At 58.1% G+C, this 25,565-nt stretch carries 23 protein-coding genes; 19 read left to right on the top strand and 4 right to left on the bottom strand.

Annotation, left to right across the window (positions count from 1 at the left end; all coding sequences use genetic code 11):
• The first annotated feature begins 30 nt into the window (after positions 1-30).
• The 8 genes from pnuC to fapF all read left to right on the top strand — a co-directional run bounded on the left by pnuC (position 31) and on the right by fapF (position 6,580).
• Entirely contained in the window at positions 31-594 is a 564-nt protein-coding gene (gene pnuC / locus AC3WK5_RS01750) for a nicotinamide riboside transporter PnuC (protein ID WP_103316511.1), read from the top strand.
• Positions 591-1,115, top strand: coding sequence for an AAA family ATPase (locus tag AC3WK5_RS01745; RefSeq protein WP_103316513.1), 525 nt, complete (start codon positions 591-593; stop codon positions 1,113-1,115). Before pnuC ends, AC3WK5_RS01745 begins: the two co-directional genes overlap by 4 nt.
• Before the next feature lie 332 nt (positions 1,116-1,447).
• Positions 1,448-1,888, top strand: a complete 441-nt coding sequence (fapA, locus tag AC3WK5_RS01740; RefSeq protein WP_103316515.1) for a functional amyloid chaperone FapA — start codon at positions 1,448-1,450, stop codon at positions 1,886-1,888.
• Complete coding sequence (gene fapB / locus AC3WK5_RS01735; protein WP_103316517.1) at positions 1,885-2,457, top strand: fibril amyloid subunit FapB; 573 nt, start codon at positions 1,885-1,887, stop codon at positions 2,455-2,457. Before fapA ends, fapB begins: the two co-directional genes overlap by 4 nt.
• Positions 2,458-2,510: 53 nt before the next feature.
• Positions 2,511-3,734, top strand: coding sequence for an amyloid-like fimbrin subunit FapC (gene fapC, locus AC3WK5_RS01730; RefSeq protein WP_103316518.1), 1,224 nt, complete (start codon positions 2,511-2,513; stop codon positions 3,732-3,734).
• Positions 3,735-3,804: 70 nt separating this feature from the next.
• Positions 3,805-4,485 (top strand): fibril amyloid maturation endopeptidase FapD, encoded by a 681-nt coding sequence (gene fapD / locus AC3WK5_RS01725; RefSeq protein ID WP_103316520.1) that lies wholly within the window; start codon positions 3,805-3,807, stop codon positions 4,483-4,485.
• A 33-nt stretch (positions 4,486-4,518) separates the two neighbouring features.
• Positions 4,519-5,259: a fibril amyloid subunit FapE gene (fapE, locus tag AC3WK5_RS01720; RefSeq protein WP_103316522.1), complete on the top strand. Its 741-nt coding sequence runs from the start codon at positions 4,519-4,521 to the stop codon at positions 5,257-5,259.
• 46 nt (positions 5,260-5,305) lie between these two features.
• Positions 5,306-6,580 (top strand): fibril amyloid transporter FapF, encoded by a 1,275-nt coding sequence (gene fapF / locus AC3WK5_RS01715; protein ID WP_103316524.1) that lies wholly within the window; start codon positions 5,306-5,308, stop codon positions 6,578-6,580.
• A gap of 65 nt (positions 6,581-6,645) precedes the next feature.
• Here fapF and AC3WK5_RS01710 read toward each other — a convergent pair whose 3' ends face one another.
• A complete protein-coding gene (locus AC3WK5_RS01710; protein WP_103316526.1) occupies positions 6,646-7,971 on the bottom strand; it encodes a sigma-54 dependent transcriptional regulator in 1,326 nt (441 codons plus the stop codon).
• 344 nt (positions 7,972-8,315) lie between these two features.
• Between AC3WK5_RS01710 and AC3WK5_RS01705 the strand changes: the two genes are divergently transcribed.
• From AC3WK5_RS01705 to nhaB, 3 genes are all read left to right on the top strand, one after another.
• The gene (locus AC3WK5_RS01705) at positions 8,316-8,582 is read left to right on the top strand and encodes a hypothetical protein (RefSeq protein ID WP_054597516.1); all 267 of its coding nucleotides are present in this window, start codon (positions 8,316-8,318) and stop codon (positions 8,580-8,582) included.
• Positions 8,583-8,863: 281 nt separating this feature from the next.
• Positions 8,864-10,153: an NHL repeat-containing protein gene (locus AC3WK5_RS01700; RefSeq protein ID WP_103316528.1), complete on the top strand. Its 1,290-nt coding sequence runs from the start codon at positions 8,864-8,866 to the stop codon at positions 10,151-10,153.
• Positions 10,154-10,270: 117 nt separating this feature from the next.
• A complete protein-coding gene (gene nhaB, locus AC3WK5_RS01695) occupies positions 10,271-11,773 on the top strand; it encodes a sodium/proton antiporter NhaB (protein WP_103316530.1) in 1,503 nt (500 codons plus the stop codon).
• 127 nt (positions 11,774-11,900) lie between these two features.
• Here the strand turns inward: nhaB and zwf are convergent, their stop codons facing one another.
• On the bottom strand, positions 11,901-13,415 hold the full coding sequence (gene zwf, locus AC3WK5_RS01690; RefSeq protein WP_103316534.1) for a glucose-6-phosphate dehydrogenase: 1,515 nt from the start codon (positions 13,413-13,415) through the stop codon (positions 11,901-11,903).
• Positions 13,412-14,416, bottom strand: a complete 1,005-nt coding sequence (gnd, locus tag AC3WK5_RS01685) for a phosphogluconate dehydrogenase (NAD(+)-dependent, decarboxylating) (protein ID WP_256583829.1) — start codon at positions 14,414-14,416, stop codon at positions 13,412-13,414. The genes zwf and gnd overlap by 4 nt, the downstream gene beginning before the upstream one ends.
• Positions 14,417-14,667: 251 nt before the next feature.
• Here gnd and AC3WK5_RS01680 point away from each other — a divergent pair, with 251 nt between their 5' ends.
• Positions 14,668-14,835, top strand: a complete 168-nt coding sequence (locus tag AC3WK5_RS01680) for a DUF6026 family protein (RefSeq protein ID WP_177474896.1) — start codon at positions 14,668-14,670, stop codon at positions 14,833-14,835.
• Between the two features lie 173 nt (positions 14,836-15,008).
• Positions 15,009-16,754, top strand: coding sequence for a phosphoethanolamine transferase CptA (locus AC3WK5_RS01675; protein ID WP_103316536.1), 1,746 nt, complete (start codon positions 15,009-15,011; stop codon positions 16,752-16,754).
• A 76-nt stretch (positions 16,755-16,830) separates the two neighbouring features.
• Here AC3WK5_RS01675 and AC3WK5_RS01670 read toward each other — a convergent pair whose 3' ends face one another.
• Positions 16,831-17,322, bottom strand: coding sequence for a GNAT family N-acetyltransferase (locus AC3WK5_RS01670; protein WP_103316538.1), 492 nt, complete (start codon positions 17,320-17,322; stop codon positions 16,831-16,833).
• 418 nt (positions 17,323-17,740) lie between these two features.
• On the opposite strand from AC3WK5_RS01670, the gene AC3WK5_RS01665 reads away from it, so the two are divergent.
• The 6 genes from AC3WK5_RS01665 to AC3WK5_RS01640 all read left to right on the top strand — a co-directional run bounded on the left by AC3WK5_RS01665 (position 17,741) and on the right by AC3WK5_RS01640 (position 25,380).
• A complete protein-coding gene (locus AC3WK5_RS01665; RefSeq protein WP_081013824.1) occupies positions 17,741-18,865 on the top strand; it encodes a C45 family autoproteolytic acyltransferase/hydrolase in 1,125 nt (374 codons plus the stop codon).
• A gap of 117 nt (positions 18,866-18,982) precedes the next feature.
• A complete protein-coding gene (locus AC3WK5_RS01660; protein WP_103316539.1) occupies positions 18,983-20,542 on the top strand; it encodes an ABC transporter substrate-binding protein in 1,560 nt (519 codons plus the stop codon).
• 10 nt (positions 20,543-20,552) lie between these two features.
• A complete protein-coding gene (locus AC3WK5_RS01655) occupies positions 20,553-21,494 on the top strand; it encodes an ABC transporter permease (RefSeq protein ID WP_103316541.1) in 942 nt (313 codons plus the stop codon).
• Complete coding sequence (locus AC3WK5_RS01650) at positions 21,491-22,351, top strand: ABC transporter permease (protein WP_103316543.1); 861 nt, start codon at positions 21,491-21,493, stop codon at positions 22,349-22,351. The genes AC3WK5_RS01655 and AC3WK5_RS01650 overlap by 4 nt, the downstream gene beginning before the upstream one ends.
• A gap of 2 nt (positions 22,352-22,353) precedes the next feature.
• Positions 22,354-24,003: an ABC transporter ATP-binding protein gene (locus tag AC3WK5_RS01645; RefSeq protein WP_103316545.1), complete on the top strand. Its 1,650-nt coding sequence runs from the start codon at positions 22,354-22,356 to the stop codon at positions 24,001-24,003.
• 102 nt (positions 24,004-24,105) lie between these two features.
• A complete protein-coding gene (locus tag AC3WK5_RS01640; protein WP_103316546.1) occupies positions 24,106-25,380 on the top strand; it encodes an OprD family porin in 1,275 nt (424 codons plus the stop codon).
• The last annotated feature ends 185 nt before the right edge of the window (positions 25,381-25,565 follow it).

The raw sequence follows: 25,565 nt of genomic DNA, 5'->3' as shown, positions 1-25,565 counted from the left end.
CGCCCTTTTCAACTTCACCAAGGATCCGCCATGTCCGGGCTTGAACTGTTTGCCGCCGCACTCGGCGTGATTGCCGTCTGGTTAACGGTCAAACAGAACCCTTGGTGCTGGCCGATCGGACTGGTCATGGTGCTGCTCTATAGCTGGATCTTCTTCGAGGTAAAGCTGTATTCGGACATGCTGCTGCAGGTGATTTACGCCGGCTTGCAGCTCTATGGCTGGTGGCAATGGACCCGTGCCGGCGAAGCGCAACATGGACGGCAAGTCACGCAACTGGATGGACGCTCGATGTGGGCAGGCTTGGCCGTCGGTGCTGTCGGCAGCTTGCTGCTGGGCGCGGCCATGGCTCATTGGACCGATGCCGCGCAGCCTTGGCTGGACGCAGCATTGACCGGTTTCAGTCTGGTGGCGCAATTGTGGATGGCGCAAAAACGCCTGCAATGCTGGCCGCTGTGGATTGCCGTCGATGTGATTTTTGTCGGGCTGTTTATCTATAAGGGCCTGTACCTGACAGCTGCGCTCTATGGCCTGTTTACGCTGATCGCCGTACAAGGCTGGCGCGAATGGCAGGCCGATCCGGCGTTGCGCGCATGAAGGTCCTGGTACTCACCGGCCCGGAGTCCAGTGGCAAAAGCTGGTTATCGGCAGAGCTTCAACGCCACTTTGGTGGGTTGCTGGTGAGCGAATACGTACGTTACTTCATCGAACAGAACCCGCGTGATACCTGCCTTGCCGATATCCCGCAGATTGCCCGTGGTCAAATGGCCTGGGAAGACAGCGCCCGGGCCCAGCGCCCCGCACTGCTGATTCTCGATACTCACTTGCTGAGCAATGTGCTGTGGAGCCAAACCCTGTTTGGCGAATGCCCCGCCTGGATCGAAGACGCTTTGCTGGCCAGGCAGTACGACCTGCACCTGCTGCTGTCTCCCGAATCGGTTGACTGGATGGATGATGGCCAGCGCTGCCAACCGGATCTGAACCAGCGCCTGGCGTTCTTCAACGCGACAAAAGCCTGGCTGGAACAACACCAGCAAAGACTGCAGGTCATCAACGGCGATTGGGCCGAGCGCCGTCGTCAGGCCTTTGCTGCAGTGGAGCAATTGCTAACGCCGTGAAAGCACCTGTATTTGAGGGGCCATGTGTCCATTCCTGAAACACTCCAGTGCAGCGCAACAGCCCTATCAACGGCCTTCATCCTCTTGTCATGCTGACTGTTAAGTCATTGGTACACTCGCCCGCGAACACTTGATTTAGAGCATTTCGACCGATGGGGCCGGCTCGCAACAGCGAGCACCGTCTCACGGTTGATACAGCTCAAACATCCCCCTGCCTGCCCTACCCCATAACGTATTGAATTAAATCAATAAATAAAAAGCGGCACAGCTTCTGCTCTCTCCTTCACAACGCTGACCAGAGCCAGCGCAAAAAAAGAAGAGGGAGTGCCGACGTGGAGACAATTGATAAAGGCTTTATCCACCTCTTGCTGATCGGATGTGCGTTCAGCTCTGTCATGAGTCTGCCTGTCCAGGCCGCCGATGGGATCATTGTCATCCAGCGGGAAGTCCAAACGCGTAACGCGACTCGCCGCCCCATGGTTCCCGACCCTAGCCCCCTGACCGTCAATGCCAACCCGTCCAAACAAGTCATCAGTGCAACCAATGAACTGACGGACAGTGACATTTCCGGCATCAGCAGCGGCGCAAGTATCGCCGGCACGATCACTCAAGCCACCGGCACGCTGAACGGCAACATCAACGGTCAGTCACAGCTGCCCGGCTTGTCCGCAGGACATTCCGCAGGCTCCGGCAACGGTGTTGCCAACAGGATCAACGGCACCATCCAGCAAGGCCTGGGCAGTCTGAATGTTATCGGGGGGACAATGAAATGAATCGCACTCTGCTGATTCTGGCCATGTTTTGCAGTGCGTCGACCTTTGCCCAACCGCCTGTCATCGATACGGCCACCATCGACAACTCAGGCAGTCAGTACCAGGGCAACTTCTCGGTCAACCAGGCTGCCGGCGATCAGCAACAACAGGCCAACGCCCGAGCCATCGCCATTAACACCGACGCCAGCGCCACCACGCAAATTCGCCAACGGTTGCGTACTCAGGTCGACCCCAGGATCGATGCCCAGTCAGCCATTAAAGGCAACGCCTTCAGTAACGGCAATGGCGTACTGGGGGTCAACCAGAGTTCGGGCGCCAGCAACCAGCAAGCCAACGCCCTGCGGATAAGCATCAGTGCTACGCCGCAAAGTATCGACGACAGCGTCCTCAAGCAACAGAACGTGGCGCTGCTCAATAGCTCCGATTCAACGGATCCTACTCCTGGCCATCGCCAGGTCGCTATCAGCGACCAGGCCTTCACCGGTAGCCGTGGGGTGATCCAGTTGAATCAGAGCGCCGGGGTGGGAAACCGAACGGCCAACACCCTGAGCGTACGGGTCGCGGATTGACCCAAAAGGTAAGAAACAACACTTAACCTAAAAATAAAGTTTGGAGAATCAGCATGAAACCTTCAATGGCACTCAAGCCTCTGGTTTTCGCAATCGCTGCGGTAATGGCTATTGCTGTACAAGCTGGCCAGCGTGATGACGAGCATCATCATCGTCATCACGTAAATCCAAAAGACACCACCAATGCTGGCGCCACCGCCAACGCTACGGATAAACAAACCAGCACTAACAACTACATCAGCAATGAAGGGACTAAAAACACTGCCAACATGACCAACTCGGCCACGGGCGCGTCCGGTAACGTGGGCGTCAACGTTGCAGCAGGCGACGGCAACCAACAAGACAACGCTGCCGCCATTGCCAGCGGCGATGGCTCGTTTGTCTTTGGGTCTGTGGTGGCAACCGCCAAGGTTACGCAAACCCAAAACAACAACGAGGTCTACAACCAATCCACCAACAACAGCGCCAATATGAGTGGTTCGGCTAACGGCGGCAGCGGCAACATGGGTATCAACATGGCTGCTGGCGACCTTAACCAACAGAAAAACACCATGGCGATCGCTGTGTCTGGCGGCAAGCACGCTACTGCAACCGCGAGTGCCGATCAGTCAGGCCCAGGCCTGAGGGTGGATAACGACGCCGATCGGACGTTCCGCGTGGATACGCTGTCGCGTACCGTCTCAGCCAGCGGTCATCAGTCTTTCCAAGAGGCTTCCAAATCGCACTCTGCTTCGGACTATGCCAAGTACTCTGCTTCGGCCTTTACTTCGGACTTCGATGCGAAATTTGCTTCGAAATCTGCCAGCGCCTCTGCTTCTCACGCAGATGTGAAAGCTAATCTGGATGCGAACGTGGATGTGGACCTTAGCGCTACCAGGAATGACGGTCGCCATCACAGCAGCCGCAGTGCGACTTTCGACGCAGATATCGACGCATCGCTCGCCGCATCGATCGACAAATCGAACAGCAAATCGAGCAGCAAATCGAGCAGCGTATCGATCGACGCATCGGGCAGCGAAGCGCGCGCAGCAGTTGGCGCTCAATCGAAAGACAAATCTCAAAGTTTCAGCGAGTCCAGTTCTTTCGACTTGAGCAACACCGTGTCCTGGCAAGTGCTGACCCCAACTGGCTGGGCAAACCCTGTGACCAACACTGCCAACCTGAACGGTTCGGTGAATGGTGGCAGTGGCAACCTCGGCGTCAACGTGGCGGCCGGTGTTGGCAACCAGCAAAGCAACTCGCTGTCCATTGCATCCGGTTGCAGAACCTGCCTGTAAACCTAGCTCCAGAGTCTGGAGAGCCCCCTTCGGGGGGCTTTTTTTCACTCTTGCACGAGGGCTTCCGATCATGCGCACTTTCGCCCTGGCGTTCCTGGTTTTTCTGGCTGGCCTGAGCGAAGCGGGACAAATGCCGCTTTCAGTCTTGCCAGGCGGAGCGGTCATTTTCAAACCGGTCCAGAGCATGCGTGAGCGCAAATTTGCCGATCTGGTCCAACAGAAAACCGACTTCAGCTGCGGTGCAGCTTCCCTGGCGACCATATTGCGCCAGGCCTATTGGCTGGACGTAACTGAGGCACAAATCATCGAAGGCATGCTGGCTCACTCCGACCAGAATCTGGTCCGCGTCCAGGGCTTCTCCATGCTCGACATGAAGCGTTACGTGGAAAGTATCGGCATGCGGGCCCGTGGTTATCGGGTAACGCCGGAAACGCTGACCAGCGTCGCCATTCCGGTGATCGTGCTCATGGACATCCGCGGCTACAAGCACTTCGTGGTCATGCAAAAAGCGGAGAAAGACTGGGTGTATATCGGTGATCCGGTACTCGGTCACAGACGCTTCAAGTTCGACGACTTTGTCAAAGGCTGGAACGGCATCATCTTCGCCGTCATAGGCCAGGGCTACGACAAGACCAACGTCTTGCGCGATCCACCTTTGCCACTGACCGCCAAGAACCGTATCAACACCTTCAGCCCGGTGCGGGACACAGAATTGATGGATTTCGGATTCATCCAGAGCGACTTTTTCTAATGACAAGGGAGCACGAAGCTCCGGGAGTATCCAATGAAGACTCCATACTGGCTGGCCGTCGTTTGCCTGGCCGCCAGCCTGCCAACACAAGCACTCACGTTCAAACCGATTGAACTGAAGGATCAGGAGTTGGCAACCCTTCGCGGCCGGTATGTCATGCCGGGCCGGATCATCAGTTTCGGGATTGTCATGACCAGCACTTGGCAAAACGCCAGTGGTGAAGTGATCGGGGCAACCTCCTCGATGCAGATTCAGGAATCGACCATCAAGCCACAGTTCTATGTGTCGATGATCGACAAGAAAGGTGATGGTTCCCCGGTCTCCCAGGGTTCCGGCAATGTCAGCGGCGGTGGCGGCCTCAGCACCTCACAGGGTGTAACTCAGGTCGTGCGCGCCGCCGGCGACTACAACAGCGCCTACAACAATGTCGACATCAACGTCAAAGAAGCCAACCAGGCACCACAAATGGATACCCAGGGCCAGCCATTGGCCGCCGGCACGACCCTGTCCGCATCCAACGGTGCCGGGACCTTCAGTATGTCGTCAAGTAACACTGGCGTGCAGTTGAGCATCCAGGCTAACAACAATCAGGGCAATACCGTGCAACGCCTTGCCCAGGGAGGCCTGATGCAGAACGCGACCTTGCTCGGCGGAAGAAACCAGGTGAACAACCTGACGTCCCTCAATGTTGTCCTGCGCAATAACCTGCCGACCGTCGGGGCGCTGGACTGCAATCTGGACCAACTAAAAGGCCTACGCACTCTCGGATACTGATCTACGCTGAGTCTCATTGAATGTAGTCAGAAGGGACGACAAACCCATGCACAGATCTTTGACGTTCAGAGCTGTCGTTTGTTTGAGTACCTTGGTCCCGGCCACTTTGCTGCAAGCAGCACCGGACCCCCAGGTAGAAGCCTTAAAACAAGAACTCATGGAGCTGAAACAGCGTTACCAAGAACAACAAAACGCGCTGATGGTACTTGAGCAGCGCGTTAAACAAGTCGAAGAAACACCAGCAACACCTGCTCCCAAGCGCCTGACCCGCTCCCCTGCCGAGAAGACCGCAGGCGCCAAGACCGTGGCTACGGGTGCCCCGGGGACCAGTTCGTATGGGCAGTCGCTCAAGGACGACTCGGGACCGGCGCAAAGCGTGTCCAACCTGTATGACGAAGCCAGCGGTTTCTTCGGTGGTGGCAAGTTCAGTTTCGAAACGGGCATGACTTATACCCACTACGATACCCGTGCATTGGTGCTCAATGGCTTTCTGGCCCTTGACTCGATTTTTCTTGGCAACATCAACATTGACCGCATCAAGGCCGACAACTGGACCCTGGACCTGACAGGCCGCTACAACGTAGCGCAACGTTGGCAGTTCGACATCAACGTCCCGGTCGTCTATCGAGAATCGACATACTCTTCTGGTGGTGCAGGAGGCGCAGCCCCAGTCTCATCCGACGCCACCGTCAAGCGCGATCCGACCATAGGCGATGTCAACTTTGGTGTTGCCTACAAGTTCCTGGATGAATCGGAAAACCTGCCCGACGCGGTCGCCACTCTGCGAATCAAGGCGCCGACCGGCAAAAATCCGTACGGAATCAAGCTGATCAAGGACCCGGGCAACGACAATTTGTCGGTACCTCAGTCACTCCCTACCGGCAACGGTGTCTGGTCGATTACCCCGGGTATCTCACTGGTCAAGACCTTCGACCCTGCCGTGCTCTTCGGCAGCCTGTCCTATACCTACAACATGCAGGACTCCTTCAGCGATATCAGCCCCACTGTAAATTCCACGGTCCCGGGAGACGTGAAACTCGGCGATTCCTGGCAGATCGGCGCCGGCATTGCGTTTGCCTTGAACGAGAAAATGAGTATGTCGTTTTCGTTTTCCGACCAATTCGCCCGCAAAAGCAAAGTCAAACCAAGCGGCCAGGACTGGCAATCAATCCCGGACAGCGATTACAACGCTGCCAACTTCAACATCGGCCTGACCATGGCGGCAACCGACAAACTGACGATAGTGCCCAACCTCGCCATCGGCTTGACCCAGGACGCACCGGCCTTCTCCTTCAGCCTGAAATTCCCGTACTACTTCTAAACGCCACACAAGGAAAAGGCCCGCTGCGACGTCAATCGCAGCGGGCCTTTTCGTTTCTCCGCGCCCTAGCGGATCTGGTGCTTGTGCAGCAATCGGTAAAAAGTCGGCCGGGACACGCCCAGTACTCGAGCGGCCACACTGAGGTTGTCACTGTGGCGGTTCAATACGTCGCACAATGCCTGGCGTTCGGCGCGGGTCTTGTAGTCTTCCAGAGTGCCCATTGGCGCGGTAATCACCTGTTGGCCAATCAACCCCAGGTCCCGTGCCTCGATCTGTCGGCCTTCAGCCAGCACCAACCCTCGACGCACCCGGTTCGCCAGCTCACGGACATTGCCCGGCCAATCGTGCTTGCCCATGGCAATCAGTGCGTCTTCGCTGAAGCTGCGCGGCCTACGTCCGGTTTCCTGGCTGTAAAAGTGGGAAAAATGGTTGGCCAGCAGCGCCAGGTCACCGTGACGCTCGCGTAGCGGCACAGTGACCACCTGCAGGACGTTGAGCCGGTAGTACAAATCCTCGCGAAAACACTTGGCCTCGATCGCAGCTTCCAGGTCCACGTGAGTGGCTGCCAAGACCCGGACATCCACGGGAATCGGTTGACTGCCGCCGACCCGTTCGATGTGTTTCTCCTGCAGGAAACGCAACAGGTTAGCTTGCAGTTCAAGGGGCAGATCACCTATTTCATCCAGAAACAGGGTGCCACCATTGGCGGCTTCAATGCGTCCGACTTTACGTTGGTGTGCACCGGTAAAAGCGCCCTTTTCGTGACCAAACAGCTCGGATTGAATCAGATGCTCGGGAATCGCCCCGCAATTGATCGCGACAAACGGTTTACTGTGGCGTTGCGACTGACGGTGCAAGGTTCTGGCGACCAGCTCTTTACCGGTACCACTTTCCCCTCGAATCAACACCGGAGACTCGGTAGGCGCCAATTTGCTCAGCAATTTGCGCAGTTCGCGGATCGGCCGGCTGTCGCCCAGCAGTTCATGCTCGGGCTGGTGGACGTGAATCGTGCCCTGGCCGCGCAAACGCGCCATGCCAAACGCACGCCCAAGGGTCACTTGAACCCTGGAGACGTCAAACGGCAAGGTATGGAAATCGAAAAACCATTCGCAGACAAAATCGCCGGCATTCTGCAACCGCAGGACTTCCTGGTTGAGAACAGCGATCCATTCAGTACCGCTACGGCTGATCAGTTCCTTGACGGCTTCAGGACGCTCAAAATGAACAGGTTTAAGGCGCAGCAGGCCGACATCACAGGAACGATGGGAAGCGTTCTCCAGGGTACAACTGTCGACATCCCAGCCGATCGTACGCAGGCCGGGTAATAAGCGATGGCAGTCGTCACACGGATCAACCACTAGCAAACGTCGCAATGCGGGCGTTTCGATCATGACTGTTCCTTGGCGCCAAAAATTAGAAAATTTATTAGAAACAGTCGTTTGGCGTCCTTGAATGTAACGTTAGCAAGATCTTGACGCGGCCTTGTATCGTTTAATAATAAGGTCAACGTTGTTTACGTTATAAAACGTGCCCGTATTAGCGACCTGACACGTTTGAACCTTTCATCCAGCTTTCAATGCGCCCCTTGCCGCTGCCTTTATAAAAGAAAGTTGAAAATTCTTTTGAATGTGTGTGACCCGCCCCCCCATTGCGCGCATCAGTACAAGTAACCAGCCGAACGGTAAGCCCAACCGACGGCACATCACTTGATTGGGCACAGACGAGAGAAGACCCCATGAACGCCCCGCTCCGTATCAACGAAGCTCTTTTGATTGCCGACCGCGCATTTACCCCCTTCCAATGCGTGGCCTGGGCTCCACAGGACGGCACCGGCGAACTCAGCCTGACCGTCATCGACCGCACCAGCACCCCTATCGGCCGCAAACAGATCCCCAGCAGCACCTATACCGACCCGGCCCAACTTGCATCCTTGCTGGAACAAGTTCGCGCCGAATTGAGCGAGGAAGGTTATCAGTTGCAATCCTGGACAATGCCGCAGTAAACAAAAAGTGCGGATCACTGCGCCGTGATCCGCACTTTTTTATCGATACCTCTCAAGATACCCCCTCCTCTTCGACCCTCTCGGTTAACGCTTTATTGCGATAGACGGTCGTATAAACCAGACCAACTTGTCAGCGGTTCGCAAAGACATTGTTCTGGCACAGAACGACGCTCCGTTTGTGATTTCAGACCGTTGTGCATTGCATCAATCAGGGATTGAATATTTCCTTCAAGGTCTTCCTCCGAGGTTCTGGATCTGGTCGACTCGCAAGGAGATGCGACATGCCCATCCATAACGCTTTTGCCTTCGCGGCCCCTCTCGGCACAGCGGGACAACTCGACTCAAGTTTTGCATCATCCGGCAAGGCCTGGGTGCAGTTCGCGGGCAGTCTTTCAAGTATGGCCAACGATGTGGCGGTCGATTCAATGGGCCGCTTGCTGGTCGCGGCCAAGGTCGGAACCTGGGACGGTTACGGTTATGGGCTGGCCCGACTACTTGAGGATGGCTCAGCGGATCGGAGCTTCGGCATGGAGGGCAGCATTACCGGACAGTTCGCAAGCGACTTCGAAGCCACAGGAGGCAAGGTTCGAGAACTGCCCGATGGAAAAATCCTGTTATCCGGCCTGCATTACGAAAGCCCCCACCGCACACTCCCGGCACTGGCAATGTTTGACTCGCAGGGACACCCGGTTCTGCAATTTGGCGACCGGGGGGTACAGATCGTGCGTTTGCCCGGTGATTTGTCCAGAGGCCTGCGTGACGACTGGTTACCACCGGGAGTCTCGGGCGCCGAAGCCTGCGACTTTCGGGTACTGGCCGACGGCCGAATCCTGCTGTTGGCCAACCATCACTACAAATTCGCGGATCACGTCGGCATCCTGATACGGCTCAATCCGGACGGGACACTGGACGAGACATTCAACGGCCACGGATTTGTCATGGTCAGGCACCTGCTGATGAATACCTGGCTGAACAGCCTCCTGTTGCAGGCAGATGGTCGGATTGTGGTCGCCGGATCGATCAACCTGCCGCAGGAAGGTTTGCTGGCACGCTTCGACAGCACCGGCCGGCTGGACGAAGACTTCGCTGAAGACGGTTTTCTAAGCTTCAAGGTCCAGGGGCGCAGTGCCCAGGTGAGTCAGGTGATCGAGCAACCGGATGGGCGCCTGCAGTGTTTCGGTAGCAGCCGCGACCCGATGCAATGCCTGTCGCTGACCGTGCGCAATAATGGTCGGCCGGATACTCATTGCAATAGCGGTCACGCGCGACTCACTGAAATAGGTAACAGCGGCTGCCAATGGACAGCCGCCCAGGTTCTCGCCGATGGCCGTGTGCTCAGCGTCGGAGCAACCATTGGCGGCATTGCAGCGGATTTTCTTTTGGCGCGGCATCTCCCGGACGGACACCTGGATCGCCATTTTGCCAATGGCCAAGGGTGGGTTCGTACTCGCCTGGGGCGCAGCCTGGACACCGCAACCTCGCTGGCCGTGCAGGCTGACGAGCGAATTGTGGTCAGCGGCTACTCGCTGGACGGCCACTACCGGGCGGTAGTGGCGCGCTATCTGGGGTAGTGCTGTGTCGTTGTTGCGCTGCAGGTGCGCTGTCACCTATTGATAATGAAACTCAAGAGCTTGATCTTCCGGGACTGTTACGGCAAGTTGCGCGCTTCTTGATAGAAGGAGCAACTGATGTCCGGCTCAATGGCCCAGGCGTTTACACACAATTTCCTCGGGCATTCACCGCGCTGGTACAAGGCAAGCATTCTCGCCTTCCTGATTTTCAACCCGCTGCTGCTGTGGACGGCAGGTCCGGTAGCGGCTGGCTGGTTGCTGGTGGCTGAGTTCATTTTCACCCTGGCCATGGCACTCAAATGCTACCCGCTGATGCCGGGCGGCCTGTTGATGGTCGAAGCGCTGCTGTTGCGCATGACCACACCTGAAGCGCTGTATGACGAGCTGCTGCATAACTTTCCGGTGATCCTGCTGCTGATGTTCATGGTGGCGGGCATTTACTTCATGAAAGACCTGCTGCTGTTTCTGTTTTCGCGGCTATTGCTCGGGGTTCGCTCCAAGGCACTGCTGGGGCTGATGTTCTGTTTTCTGTCGGCGTTTCTGTCGGCGTTTCTCGACGCCTTGACGGTGACCGCCGTGATCATCAGCGCGGCCGTAGGGTTTTACTCGGTCTATCACCGTGTGGCATCGGGCAACGATCCACGGCAGGACAGCGAATTCAGCGATGATCAGAACCTGCCGGTCCTGCATCACGAAGACCTTGAACAATTCCGTTCATTCCTGCGCAGTCTGTTGATGCACGGCGCAGTGGGCACCGCGCTCGGGGGTGTCTGCACCTTGGTGGGTGAGCCACAGAACCTGCTGATCGGCCATGAAATGGGTTGGCACTTTGCAGACTTCTTCCTGAAGGTCGCTCCGGTCTCGCTGCCAGTACTGGTCGCGGGCCTGGTGACCTGTGTGTTGCTGGAGAAACTGCGCTGGTTTGGTTATGGCACCTTGCTGCCAGACAACGTTCGCGCGGTGCTGGCCAACTATGCGGCACAGGACAACGCCGAGCGCACCGCCCGCCAACGCGCTGCACTGTTGGTACAAGGCGCGGCCGCGCTGATTCTGATTGCCGGGTTGGCGTTTCACATTGCCGAGGTCGGGCTGATCGGCTTGATGGTGATCGTCTTGATCACGGCGTTCACCGGCATTACCGAAGAGCACCGGATCGGCAATGCCTTCAAGGATGCGATGCCGTTTACCGCCTTGCTGGTGGTGTTCTTCGCCGTTGTGGCAGTGATTCACGATCAGCAACTGTTTACGCCGTTGATCCAGTGGGTGCTGTCCCTGCCGGCAGATCAGCAACCGGGCATGTTGTTTATCGCCAACGGCGTGTTGTCGGCCATCAGCGATAACGTGTTCGTGGCGACGATCTACATCACCGAGGTGAAACAGGCATTCATCTCCGGCCATATGAGCCGCGAGCATTTCGAAACGCTGGCGATTGCCATCAATACCGGCACCAACCTGCCCAGCGTGGCAACACCCAATGGTCAGGCAGCGTTCCTGTTTCTGCTGACCTCGGCAATTGCCCCACTGATTCGGCTGTCTTACGGGCGCATGGTCTGGATGGCGTTGCCGTACACCGTGGTGATGGGCGTGCTGGGCTGGTATGCGGTGAGCTACTGGTTGTAACACTGGTCAATGTGGGAGCGGGCTTGCTCGCGAAAGCGGTGTGTCATTCAACAATGATCTTGAATGATATGACCTCTTCGCGAGCAAGCCCGCTCCCACAGGGGGTTTGTATGAAGTATTGCCTGACTCAGCCGAGGCTGTGCCAGACACGACCGTCTCGAGTCAGTAACTCATCAGCCGCATCCGGGCCATTTTCACCGGCCGCATAGGTTTGCACACTGGCGTCTTCTTTCCAGGCATCGAGGAACGGCTGAACCGCACGCCAGCCATTTTCGATGTTGTCAGCGCGCTGAAACAGCGTTTGATCACCGGTCAGGCAATCGTAGATCAAGGTTTCATACCCAGTGGACGGCTGCATCTCGAAGTAATCCTTGTAGGCAAAGCCCAGCTCGATGTTAGCCATGTTCAGTGCCGGCCCGGGACGCTTGGCCAGCAGGTCGAACCACATCCCTTCGTTCGGCTGAATCTGGATCCTGAGGTAAGTCGGTTGCAGCTCATCGACTTCGGTGTCGCGAAACTGCGCGTAGGGCGCAGGCTTGAAGCAGATGGCGATTTCGGTGTCGCGTACGCTCATGCGCTTGCCGGTGCGCAAGTAGAACGGCACGCCGACCCAACGCCAGTTGTCGATCATCACCTTGAGCGCAACGAAGGTTTCCGTCGTGCTGTCTGGCGCGACATTGGGTTCTTCGCAGTAACCGGCCAACGGCTTGCCGGCGATTTCACCGGCAACATACTGACCGCGTACCGAGTTGGCTCGCGCCTCTTCGGTGGACCAGGGACGAATCGCCCCAACCACCTTGGCTTTTTCACCACGCACCGCATCGGCACCGAAGGCCGCCGGCGGTTCCATCGCAACCATCGCCAGCAGCTGGAACAGGTGATTGGGCACCATGTCCCGTAGAGCGCCCGTGTGCTCATAAAAACTGCCACGGGTTTCGACGCCAACGGTTTCTGCCGCGGTGATTTGTACGTGGTCGATGTAATGGTTGTTCCAGAACGCTTCGAACAGGCTGTTGGAGAACCGGCTGACCAAAATGTTCTGCACGGTCTCCTTGCCCAGGTAATGGTCGATCCGGTAAATCTGTTTCTCCGTCATGACCTTGAGCAAGCATGCGTTCAAGGCTTCGGCGGTGTGCAGATCGGAACCGAAGGGTTTTTCGACCACGACCCGGCGGAAGGCGTTGTCGCCCTCTTCCAGCAGCCCGGACGAGCCCAGACGACGCACCACTTCACTGAAAAAGCGCGGCGCGGTGGCCAGATAGAACACCGCGTTGCCGGTACCACTCTCGGCGATTTTTGCGCCGAGCGCCTGATAGGTGCTGTCGTCGAGAAAATCGCCCTGGACATAGCTGATGCCCTTGGCCAGCTTGGCCCAGAGCACCGGGTCCAGAGAGTCATGGCCGACCTTGTTGGCCGCCTCGGCGCGAATGAAGTCTTCAAGCTTTTTGGCGAAGTCCGCGTCGCTGATCGCATTGTGGTCGACACCGATGATCCGCAATCCATCGCCAAGCAAACCGTCACGACTGAGGTTGTACAGCGCCGGCATCAGCAAGCGCTTCACCAGGTCGCCGTGAGCACCGAACAGGAACAGCGTGGTGGGTGGTGCGGGGTGTGCCTTGGATTTCTTGCGGATCGAAGTCATTTTTTTGGCGTCTCGACATGGCCGCCAAAGCCGAAGCGCATGGCCGACAGCAGCTTGTCGCCATAGGTGCTTTGCTGGCGCGAACGGAAACGGGCAAACAACGAGTTGGACAAAACCGGCACCGGAACCGACTGTTCCATGGCCGCTTCGATGGTCCAGCGACCTTCGCCGCTGTCAGCCACGGCGCCGGAGTAGCCATCGAGTTTCGGATCGCTGGCCAAGGCATCGGCCGTCAGGTCCAGCAACCAGGACGAGACGACGCTGCCACGACGCCAGACTTCGGCAATATCGGCCACATTCAGATCAAAGCGCTGATCTTCCGGCAGGTTTTCCGAGGCTTTGGTCTTGAGGATGTCGAAACCCTCGGCAAATGCCTGCATCATCCCGTATTCGATGCCATTGTGAATCATCTTCACAAAGTGCCCGGAACCAGCAGGGCCGGCATGAATGTAGCCGCGTTCGGCACGATCATCTTCAGCCACCCGGTCCTTGGTCCGCGGGATATCACCCAGGCCCGGCGCCAATGCGTCGAACAGCGGGTCGAGGCGATCAACCACGTCAGCGTCACCGCCGATCATCATGCAGTAACCGCGCTCCAGCCCCCAAACTCCGCCGGAGGTGCCGACATCGATGTACTTCAGGCCCTTTTCCGACAAGGTTTTCGCCCGACGGATATCGTCCTTATAGAAGGTGTTGCCGCCATCGATGATCACATCGCCGGCGTCCAGCAACTGGCTCAGGGTGTCGATGGTTTCTTCGGTTGGCGCGCCTGCTGGCAGCATGACCCAGACCGCTCGGGGTTTATCCAGTGCCGCGACCAGTGCCGGCAAGTCCGCAACGCCAGTGGCGCCCTCTTCACTCAGGGTCTCAACAAACGCGGTGTTACGGTCATAGACCACAGTGGTGTGCCCATTGAGCATCAGGCGCCGCGCAATGTTGCCGCCCATGCGGCCCAGTCCGATAATCCCCAGTTGCATGTGCTGATGCTCCTTACTACAAATAAAGGTGTGCCAAAGGTTATAGCGCAATGAGCCTGATTAAGGTTAGTCCAGAGCGCTGCAACATAGTTTCCGGACGATTTGCCCGAGCTATAGGGATAACGTCCAAAACGTTGGCGAAGACACAGGGACCGCAAAAAATAAAAAAGTTCCATAAATAACAAAAAGAAACCAGAATCGGCGCCGACAGTGGTTCGAGCCCGGCTCCAGAGCAGCCCACCCACAGATGTGACACGCCATTTGCGAGGTGAGCAATGGGCACCGTAGTAAACGCACTGCCTCCACAGACCCTTTACGTCACTATTCGTCGTGACGAATTGCGCCAGCTCAAAGCCGAACGCGAACAACTGCTCGACCAGGTCGCGCAATTGCGCCTGTTGCTTGCCCAGGCACAACTGCCTGCACAGCCGGTAACGCGCTGAAACCGGGCAATAGCCACGACGCAAGCTGTCAGTTAGCTGAACGACACTCACAATTTTTTCACATCTGCCTGATGATAATTCATCGGTTATAGCCGCTCACTTTGTGAGCGGTGCAATTGTTGGTGTCTGGAAATGCTCCAGTATCCGCAGTAATTAATCGGATGGAGCGCTGAATGGCGATGTTTAAACGCAGCAATACGTCTGCGAAAGGTTTCGATTGGGCAGGACTTGGCTGGCTTTTCCTGTTCTTCTGGTATTTCTCCGGCATCACCCAACTCCTCATCCTCTTGTCTGACACCGCGGGTTTCGCCGGTTTCCGCCAAGCCTTCATCATGAGCGCCATCTGGCTGGCACCGATGCTGCTGTTCCCGGCGCGTACGCGCTTGCTGGCGGCAGTGATCGGTGTCGTGCTCTGGGCCTGCTCGATGGCGAGCCTGGGTTACTTCTTTATCTATCAGCAGGAATTCTCGCAAAGCGTCATCTTCATCATGTTCGAATCGAACGTGTCGGAAGCTGGCGAATACATGACTCAGTATTTCGCCTGGTGGATGGTCCTGGCCTTCCTGGCGCATACCGCCGTTGCAGTATTGCTGTGGACGCGTCTGCGCCCGGTTTACCTCTCTCGTGGCAAAGCCCTGCTGACCGCGACTGCCATTCTGGTCGCCATTATCGGTTATCCGCTGATCAAGCAGACGGCCCGTACCGGCAGCTTCGCCAGCGGCCTCGAAAAATTCGAAACCCGAGTCGAGCCAGCGGTGCCGTGGCAGATGATGGTTGCCTATCGTCGCTACCGTGAAACGCTCGGCAGCATGCAAGGCATGCTCGACAACGCCAGTCAGATCCCGCCGCTGCACAACTTCAAGGATGCAATGGCAAACCAGCCGGCGACCCTGGTGCTGGTGATTGGCGAATCGACCAACCGTCAGCGCATGAGCCTGTATGGCTACCCGCGTGAAACCACGCCGGAACTCGACAAGCTCAAGGATCAACTGGCGGTTTTCGACAACGTCGTTACCCCGCGCCCTTACACCATCGAGGCGCTGCAACAGGTTCTGACCTTCGCCGACGAAGAAAATCCGGACCTGTACCTGAAGACGCCATCCCTGGTCAGCGTGATGAAACAGGCGGGTTACAAGACTTTCTGGATCACCAACCAGCAGACCATGACCAAGCGCAACACCATGCTCACGACGTTCTCCGAGCAGGCTGATGAACAGGTCTACCTGAACAACAACCGCAACCAGAACGCCCGCCAGTACGATGGCGATGTATTGGAACCATTCTCCAAGGCCCTGGCCGACAGCGCTCCGCGCAAGCTCATCGTCGTGCACTTGCTCGGCACGCACATGAGTTACCAGTACCGTTATCCGCCGACGTTCGACAAATTCAACGATCGTCAGGGTGTACCGGCAGGCATCAGCGATGATCAGTTGCCGACCTACAACAGCTACGACAATGCGGTTTTGTACAACGACTTCGTGGTGTCGAGCCTGATCAAGGACTACGCCAAGACCGATCCAAACGGCTTCCTGCTGTACCTCTCCGACCACGGTGAAGACGTTTTCGACTCCGCAGGTCACACCACACTGGGGCGTAACGAAGCCAAACCGACTGCGCCGATGTACACAATTCCATTCATCGCCTGGGCTTCGCCAAAATGGCGAGAAGCCCACGACTGGAGCTTTGCCGCGGACCTGCAACGGCCTTACAGCAGTTCGCAGCTGATCCACACCTGGGCAGACCTTGCAGGCTTGAGTTTCGATGAACTGGACCGCAGCAAGAGCCTGGTCAGCGACAGCTTCAAACCGCGCCCGCTGTTGATCGGCAACCCTTATGAGCGTGAACAGAAAGCGCTGATCGACTTCAGCCTGATGAAACCCAAGGCTGCCGCTGTCAGCGCCTCAACCATCAAGCCGTAATCTCTTCGGGGGCTGGTTCCAGCCCCCGCTTTCTGCGCAGCATTGATGTGCACGCCCCCAGAGGCGCCCTTCTTGTTTAAAGCGGCTTGATCCAGAACAGCATCTGGCCATGAGCGGGATCGAACATCCCCGCCGAAAACCCGAACTTGCTATAGGAACCCTGTGCGACGGCATTGCCTTCCAGCACTTCCAGAGTGATTTTGCAGCAGCCACGCTGACGGGCAATATCCTCGACCTTTTGCAGCATTTTCTGGCTCAGGCCCAGCCCGCGAAATTTTCCGACCACCATGACATCATGGACATTGACCAGTGGACGGCAAGCAAAGGTCGAGAAACCTTCGAAGCAATTCACCAGCCCGGCAGGCTCCCCGTGAACGAACGCCAGGACACTGAACGCATGGGGTCGCTTGGCCAGCTCGCCGGGCAACTGCTGCAAGACATCGGCCGATAACGGCGTGCCACCGCCCATCGGGTCTTCAGCGTAGTGATTCAGAACCAGACTGATCGCTTCGGCGTGTATCGGATTGGTGTAGCTGGCCTGGAGTACCAGGATTTCTGCGGATTCCATTTCCATCCTCGATCAAACAATGAGTGTGCATCCCTGCGCGCATCGTCTTCCTGCGCCTGGGTCAGACGACATTAGCGTGACTGGAACGCTTCGGACAACCGCCAAATCATCACAGCCCGGTGTTTTTAGCGCAATGCGCTATAGGGCAACGTCCTTCGTCACTCACATGCACAAAAAGCAGGACCTTTCCGATTTTTACGAAAGCTAAATACACAGAATATAAACAACACAGCCGGCGACACGTTTTAAACATCGCTACACCACTGATAAACAGGGCCTTTGCGCACACAACGCACTCAATAGCCCGCTGTAGGATTCCTACAACAAGGTTTTATCGGTCACCCAAAAGCATTGACAGTCCGTTTATATCCGGCAACTCTTGTACCCAACGCAAACAAAAAACATGAGATCGCCAACTATGAACCACTCCCCTTTCCCTCTCGTCGAGATCAGCGGCACCCCCTTCGACCGCGGCCTCCAATATGGTCAAGCGGTCAGTCAGCGCATTCACAAAAGCATCGAGATCTACTCTGTCCAGCTGCTGAAGATGGGCTACACCTGGGCCGACATCCGTGGCTTTGCCAATGAGTTCGTGCCCAGCATCGAAGCATTCGAGCCGGAGTACGCTCAGGAAATGCGCGGTATCGCCGAGGGTGCAGGCTGCGATTTCGAAGCTATCGTGCTGATCAACGCCCGCACCGAGATCATCCAGCTGGGCCGACGCAAGGCTCGCCTGCCAGATCCGGATGGCTGCACTGGCGCGGTGATTCTGCCGACGGCATCGGCCGCCAACGAAGTGATTCACGGACAAAACTGGGACTGGCGCGCGGAATGTGCCGAGAGCGCCATTGTGCTGAAAGTCCTGCGCGAAGACGGCCCGGATGTACTGACCTTCACCGAAGCCGGCGGCCTGGCCCGCAACGGCTTGAACTCGATCGGCACCGCAATCACCGCCAACTACCTGGAGTCCGAACGCGACTACACCCAGGTCGGCGTGCCACTGCCATTCATTCGACGCAAGGCGCTGGAGGCCGCGCATTTTGCGCTGTCGATCAAGGTGGTCGCCACCACCGCCAAATCCACCTCCAACAACATGATGCTCAGTCACGCTGGCGGCTATGCGATCAACTTTGAATGCGCCCCGGATGAAGTCTTCCCGATTCAGGCCGAACAGGGGTTGCTCGTACACGCCAACCATTGGCAGAGCCCGGTGGCATTGGGCAAGTTGCGTGAAGCCGGCTTGAACAGCGTTCCCGAAAGCCTCTATCGCGACGTGCGTGTGCGGCAAATCCTCAGCGAAACGCCCGGGCAATTGACCGCCGAGCACCTGAAAAAAGCCTTCTTCGATGACTTCGGCACGCCGTGGGCGGTGTGTCGCCCGCCGCTTTCCAACATGGCCGGAAACCTGTCGGCTACCGTGGCCATGGTGGTGATGCGCCCGGCCAAGGGCTTGATGGAAGTCGCACCGCTGCCGGCCGTGAACCGCGAATTCACCGCCTATTCGCTGGCCATGGAGGGCGACATCAACCGCTACCTCAAGTAACTCACGCGACACCCTGCCCTGCGGGCGGCACGACAAGAACAATGACAATAAACAACTAACGGTTTGCGACGCTTGCCGGCTCTCACCGTCGCAAACCGCCCATGGAGAATCACTCCCGTGCATACATTCACTCGTATCGCCCTGACGCTAGGGTTCAGCAGTCTCGCTCTTGGCAGTCTCAACGCCACCGCCAGCACCTTGCGTGTAGCCCTCAACGCGGATATTCGCAGCACCGATCCCGGCGTCAATCGCGACGAAAACACCGACGCGGTGATCCTGCACATTGTCGAAGGCCTGGTGGCTTACCGCGAAGACGCCTCGGTCGGCATGCTGCTGGCCAGCAAGGTCGAGGTGTCGGCCGATGGCCTCGAGTACCGCTTCACCCTGCGTGACGGGGTGAAGTTTCATGACGGCGCCGCCCTCACGTCCGCCGACGTGCTGTGGACCTGGAAACGCTATCTCGACCCGCAAACCCAATGGCGCTGTCTCGCAGACTTCGATGGCCGCGGGGTGGCAAAAGTCGCCGACATCAGCGCGCCGGATCCATTGACCGTGGTCTTCACGCTGGACAAACCCAATGGCCTGTTCCTCGCACAAATGGCACGTTCCGATTGCGGCGGCACCGGCATCCTGCACCCGTCCTCTGTCGATGCGAACGGCAAGTGGCAAGCGCCGATCGGTACCGGGCCGTTCAAGCTTGCCGAATGGAAACCGGGGCAATATGTCGATCTGCAACGCTTTGCCGACTACAGCGCCCGCCCGGAGACAGGCACCGACGGTTATACCGGCAACAAGCAGGCGTTTATCGATAACCTGCGCTTCATGGTCATCCCCGATGCGGCAGCCGCCAAAGCCGCGTTGCAATCGAAAGGGGTCGACGTGCTGCCCGATGTCACGGTGATGGATGCCCACGAACTCGGCGCCTTGCCAGGCATCAAGACCTCCAGCAGTGCCAACATGTCGCTCAACGCCCTGCTGTTCCAAACCCGCGATCCACTGCTCAAGGACGTGCGTATTCGGCGTGCCATCGCGCTGTCGCTGGACAGCGAACAAATGGTCCAGGCACTCACCGAAGGCACGTCCCACGCCAACAACTCGGTGGTGCCAGACACCAGCCCCTACCACAAGAACGTTCAGAAGCTGGGCTACAAAGCCAACATCGAAGAAGCCAAGCGTCTGCTCAAGGAAGCCGGTTACAACGGCCAGCCGCTGAAAATCATCACCAACAAACGCTACCAGAGCGTGTTCGACATGGCGGTACTGAGCCAGGCCATGGCCCAGGCAGCCGGGTTGAACATCGATATCGAAACCCTCGAATGGGGCACGCAACTGGAGCGCTACCAGAGCGGTGCGTACCAGATCATGGCGTTCTCCTATTCGGCGCGTTTTGACGCGGCGCTGAACTTCGAGTCGGTGATGGGCGACAAAAACCAGCAACCCCGCAAGGTCTGGGACAACCCCCAGGCGCAGGGCTGGATGCTTGAGTCCATGCGCGAAATCGTACCGGTCAAACGTCAGGCACTGTTCGATCAGTTGCACCGACAGATGCTCGCCGATGTGCCGATGGTGGTGATGTACAACGGCAGCACCGTCGGTGCCTTTCAGGATCGGGTCGAAGGTTACCGCTCCTGGCCCATCGCCAAACCGCGCCTGTGGGGCGTGAAACTGGCCGAATAGGAGATCGATCATGTTGCGATTTATCGCTCAACGCCTGGCACTGTCGGTGCCGACCTTGCTGCTGATTTCCGTGGTGGTGTTCGCGCTGATCCGCTTCATCCCCGGCGACCCGGCGCTGCTGATGCTCGGCGATATGGCCGACCCGCAAAGCCTGGCGAGCACCCGCGCAGCATTGGGGCTGGATCACTCGATTGGCGTGCAGTTCGCGTATTGGTTGCAGTCGGTGCTCAGTGGCGACCTCGGCGTGTCGATCACCAGCAAACAACCGGTGCTCGAACTGATCCTCGACCGCTTCTCGGTCAGCGCCAGCATCGTGCTGGTGGCGGTGCTGCTGGCGGCGTTGATTGCCGTTCCAGCAGGCCTGTTCGCGGCCTGGAAACAGGACGGCGCGCTGGACCTCGGGCTGGTCACCGGTGCAACCCTGTTGCTGTCGATTCCCAGCTTCTGGCTCGGTTTGCTGTTGCTCTACGCGTTCGGGATCAAGCTCAACTGGCTGCCCGTGGTCGGTTATGTACCGTTCGCCCAGAATCCCGGTGAAGCCGTGACCTATCTGGTGCTGCCGATTGTCACCCTGACGCTGGTGGAATTGGGCGCCATTACCCGGATGGCCCGGGCCAGCACCATCGAGGTGCTACGGCTGGAATACATCGCCCACGCCAGAGCCAAGGGTTTATCGGAACGCGCGGTGCTGTGGCGTCACGCACTGCCGAATGCCTTCGCGCCAACCTGGACCTTGATCGGCCTGATCCTCGGCAATTTGCTGGGCGGCATCGCAGTGCTGGAAACAGTGTTCACCCTGCCCGGCATCGGTCGCTTGATGGTCGACGCTATCTACGCTCGCGACTACCCCGTACTGCAAGGCTGCCTGCTACTGATCACTTTCATCTACGTGGCGGTCAACCTGCTGGTCGACCTGCTCTATCCACTCTTCGACCCAAGGGTGAAATTATGACCGTCTCCCGGCTTTCCGTGAGCGCTACACCGGCGCGTCGCCCACTGCGCTGGCCACCGGCGAATGCCTTGATTGGCGGCACCTTGCTGGCTCTGCTGATCAGCATGGCCCTGCTTGGTGTGTTCTGGACACCTTACGACCCGCTGAAAATCGATCTATTGTCGCGCCTCAAGGCACCCTCGGCGCTGCATTGGCTAGGCACCGACGAGTTTGGCCGTGACGTGCTCAGCCGCTTGATCATCGGTGCACGCACCAGTTTGTGGATCAGCTTGCTGACCGTGTGCCTGGCGCTGTTTTTCGGCAGTGTGATCGGCATGCTCGCCGGTTACCTGCGGGGCTGGACCGATCGAGTTCTGATGATGATCAACGATGCATTGCTGGCGTTCCCTGGCATCCTGATGGCGCTGGGCTTGATGGCGATCATCGGGGCCAGCCAGTACGGCATTGTTTTGGCCTTGAGCATCGCCTATACGCCGTCGGTGGTTCGGGTGGTGCGCGCCAGTGTGCTGTCGCTGCGTGAACGCGAGTTCATCGAAGCCTCACGGGTGATCGGCAATTCGGAGCTCTACACGCTGTACCGCCACGTCGCCCCCAACTGTGTTGCGCCGCTCTGCGTACTCGCCACCAGCATGTTCGGCTGGACGCTGCTGTCGGAAAGTGCCTTGAGCTTCCTCGGCCTGGGTGTTCCGCCACCCGCAGCGACCTGGGGCAACATGCTCGCCGCCAGCCGCCCGTACATTGCCAACGCCTCCTGGCTCGGCCTGTTCCCGGGGTTGTTCATCGCCCTGGCGCTGGTCGCCATCAACCTGTTCGGCGACGCCCTGCGCGACCGCCTCGACCCTCGAATGAGCCGTTGATCATGCCCAGTCCAAAACTGTTGCTTGAAGTCGACCATCTGCTGATCCGCGCTGGCGCCGAAGGCCCGTTGGCGGTCAACGACCTGAGTTTTACCGTCGCGCCGGGCGAGATTGTCGCGCTGGTGGGCGAATCCGGGAGCGGCAAGACCATGGCCGCACGCGCAGCGATTGGCCTGCTGCCACCGCCGATGGAAGTGTGTGGCGGTGCGATCCGCTTCGAAGGCCAGGACCTCCATCAGCTGAGTTGTGCGCAATTGCGTGATATCCGCGGTGCTCGAATCGGCATGGTGTTCCAGGAACCGATGGTTTCGCTCAACCCGGCCATCCGCATTGGCGAGCAAATGGCCGAAGGTCTGCGCCTGCACACCGACCTGAACAAGGCACAGATTCGCCAACGCTGCGTGGACATGCTGACGCGCATCGGCATCACCGACCCCGAGCGCTGCCTGAGCGCCTATCCCCATGAGTTCTCCGGCGGCATGCGTCAGCGGATCATGCTCGCCTCGGTGATGCTGCTGCGCCCGGCGTTGCTGATTGCTGACGAACCCACCACCGCCCTCGATTGCCTGGCGCAACTGGACGTGATCGAGCTGATGCTGGAGCTGACCCGCGAGCAAGGCACTGCGATCCTGTTCATCAGCCACGACCTGTCGCTGGTGGCGCGTTACGCCCACAAGGTGGTGGTCATGCGCCACGGTCAGGCCGTGGAGCAAGGTTCGATCAATCACATTCTGCTGGCCCCGCAACACGCCTACACCCGCCAATTGCTCGAAGCGCTGCCCAAGCGCGGCGAACTGGCCGCGTTGCCAGCGACCGACAAACCGCTGGTGGAAATTACCGGTGTCAGCATCGAGCATCCGGGGCATGCACGGTTCTGGGGTAAATCTCAGCCCAAGCGCGCCGTGCACAGTGCCAACCTGAGCATCGCCCCCGGTGAAACCCTGGCGTTGGTCGGCGGCAGTGGCTCGGGTAAAACCACACTGGGCCGCGCACTGGTGGGACTGGTCAAACCCTGTGCCGGCGAGATTCGCTTCAAGGGCGTCGATATCCTCAAGGCCGGTCAGCGTGATCATCGGCTGCAATGCCAGATGATCTTTCAAGACCCCTACTCGTCCCTCGATCCGCGGATGCGCATTGGCGAAACACTCGCCGAACCGTTGCGCCATCTGCCGGAGCTGAGCGAGGAGCAAAAACGTCAGCGTGTCGCCACCACGCTGGTGGATATCGGTTTGTCGGAAGCGTTCATGCAGCGCTTTCCCCATCAACTGTCGGGCGGTCAACGCCAGCGAGTGGCCATTGGTCGAGCGCTGGTACGGCACCCGCAACTGGTGATCGCCGACGAACCGATTTCGGCGCTGGACATGACCATCCAGAAGCAAATCCTTGAACTGTTCGAGCGCTTGCAGGCGCAGTACGGTTTTGCCTGCCTGTTCATTTCCCATGACCTGGCGGCCGTCGAACGCATCGCCCATCGGGTGGCGGTCATGCACCAGGGCCATATCGTGGAAATCGGCAGCCGCGAAGCGGTCTTCGATAATCCCTTGCACCCCTACACCCGCCAATTACTGGCAGCCGCAAGCCCATTGGAACAATTGGCAAGCGGCGGTTACCGGCTGCGACCAAAACCCGAAAACCTGCAGCCCACACCTTAATCATCACTGACTTTGCCTCGGACGCCTTCAGACACCACTGAATGCGTCCATGGCGAAGCCATGCCCGAAAAACAACAACGAGCCCTCACAGGAGCCAACACCATGAACGCCAGACTCATGCAGCACTTGACCTTGATCGGCGGCACCAGCCTGCTGCCGATGGCCGCCGAAGCGGAATTCCTCAAGGACAGCAAGGCCACGCTGGACTTGAAAAACTACTACTTCAACCGCGACTACCGCGAAGGTAATGGCCAGTCCAAGCGTGATGAATGGGCCCAGGGATTTCTGCTGAACCTGCAATCGGGCTACACCGAAGGTACAGTCGGCTTTGGCCTGGATGCACTCGGCATGCTCGGGCTGAAGCTCGATTCCAGCCCGGATCGCTCCGGCAGCGGTTTGTTATCCCGAGAAAGCACAGCCGAACCGGGCAAACCGAGTTACGCCAGACGTGCCCACGACAGCTATTCCAAGGTAGGCCTGACCGCCAAGGCCCGCGTTGCCAAGAGCGAGCTGCGTGTCGGCCATTTGCTGCCCGACTTGCCGCTGCTGCAACCGAACACCAGCCGCGTCCTGCCGCAGAGCTTCGAAGGCGCCCTGCTCAGCTCGAGCGACATCAAGGGCCTGACCTTACGCGGCGGGCAGATCGATCAGGTCAAACAGCGGGAATCGACCCACTACGAAAAGATGGGGCTGACCAGCCAGAACGGCGCTTACAAGAGCTCGGCAAAAAGCGATGAATTCCGTTTCGGCGGCGCTGATTACCGGTTCAACCCTACGCTGACAGGCAGTTATTACTACGCGCAGCTTGAGGACATTTATCAGCAGCACTATGTCGGTCTCAAGCACAGCCTGGCGCTGGGCGGCGGTACGCTGAAGAGCGATATTCGCTATTTCAGTGCTGACGCTGCCGGTGCAGGCTTGGCCGGCACCGTCGACAACCGCGCATTGAGCACGCGCTTCATGTATGCGATTGCCGGACACTCCATCGGTGGCGGCTTCCAGCAGCAGTACGGTGAAACACCGTTTGCGTATGTCGACGGCAGCAACACTTACCTGTTCACCGAATACCAACTGAGCAACTTCTCGCAAACCAGGGAACGCGCGTGGCACGCCCGCTACGATTTTGACTTTGCTACGGTGGGCATTCCGGGGCTGCTGTTCTCCACACGCTACGCCAAGGGCGATCAGGCGCAGATCAAAAAATTTGTCGGCGAAGGCCAGGAGTGGGAACGAGACATCGACCTGGGCTACACCATCCAGAGCGGACCGCTGAAGAACGTCAGCGCCCGCTGGCGCAACGGTATGAGCAAAAGCAACTACCAACGCGACACCAACGAAAACCGCTTGGTCCTCAGTTACAGTGTCAAACTGTGGTAAGACGACATTAAAGAAAGTCGCAGGCTGCGCCATCTCCAACAAAGAGCTGGCGTAGCCTGCGATCTTTCCAGGTGCAAAATAGTATCAGTGCAAGTGCTACCAATGATTTGTCATCGCGTGTGTTGAGGGCTGTAATCAGCCTCAGATTCTTCCTACCTCCGGAAGACACAAAAACAATAACTGTC

Source organism: Pseudomonas sp. FW306-02-D09B (assembly GCF_058782685.1).
The sequence above is the reverse complement of the archived record's forward strand: the minus strand, read 5'-3'. Positions and strand labels throughout refer to the sequence as shown.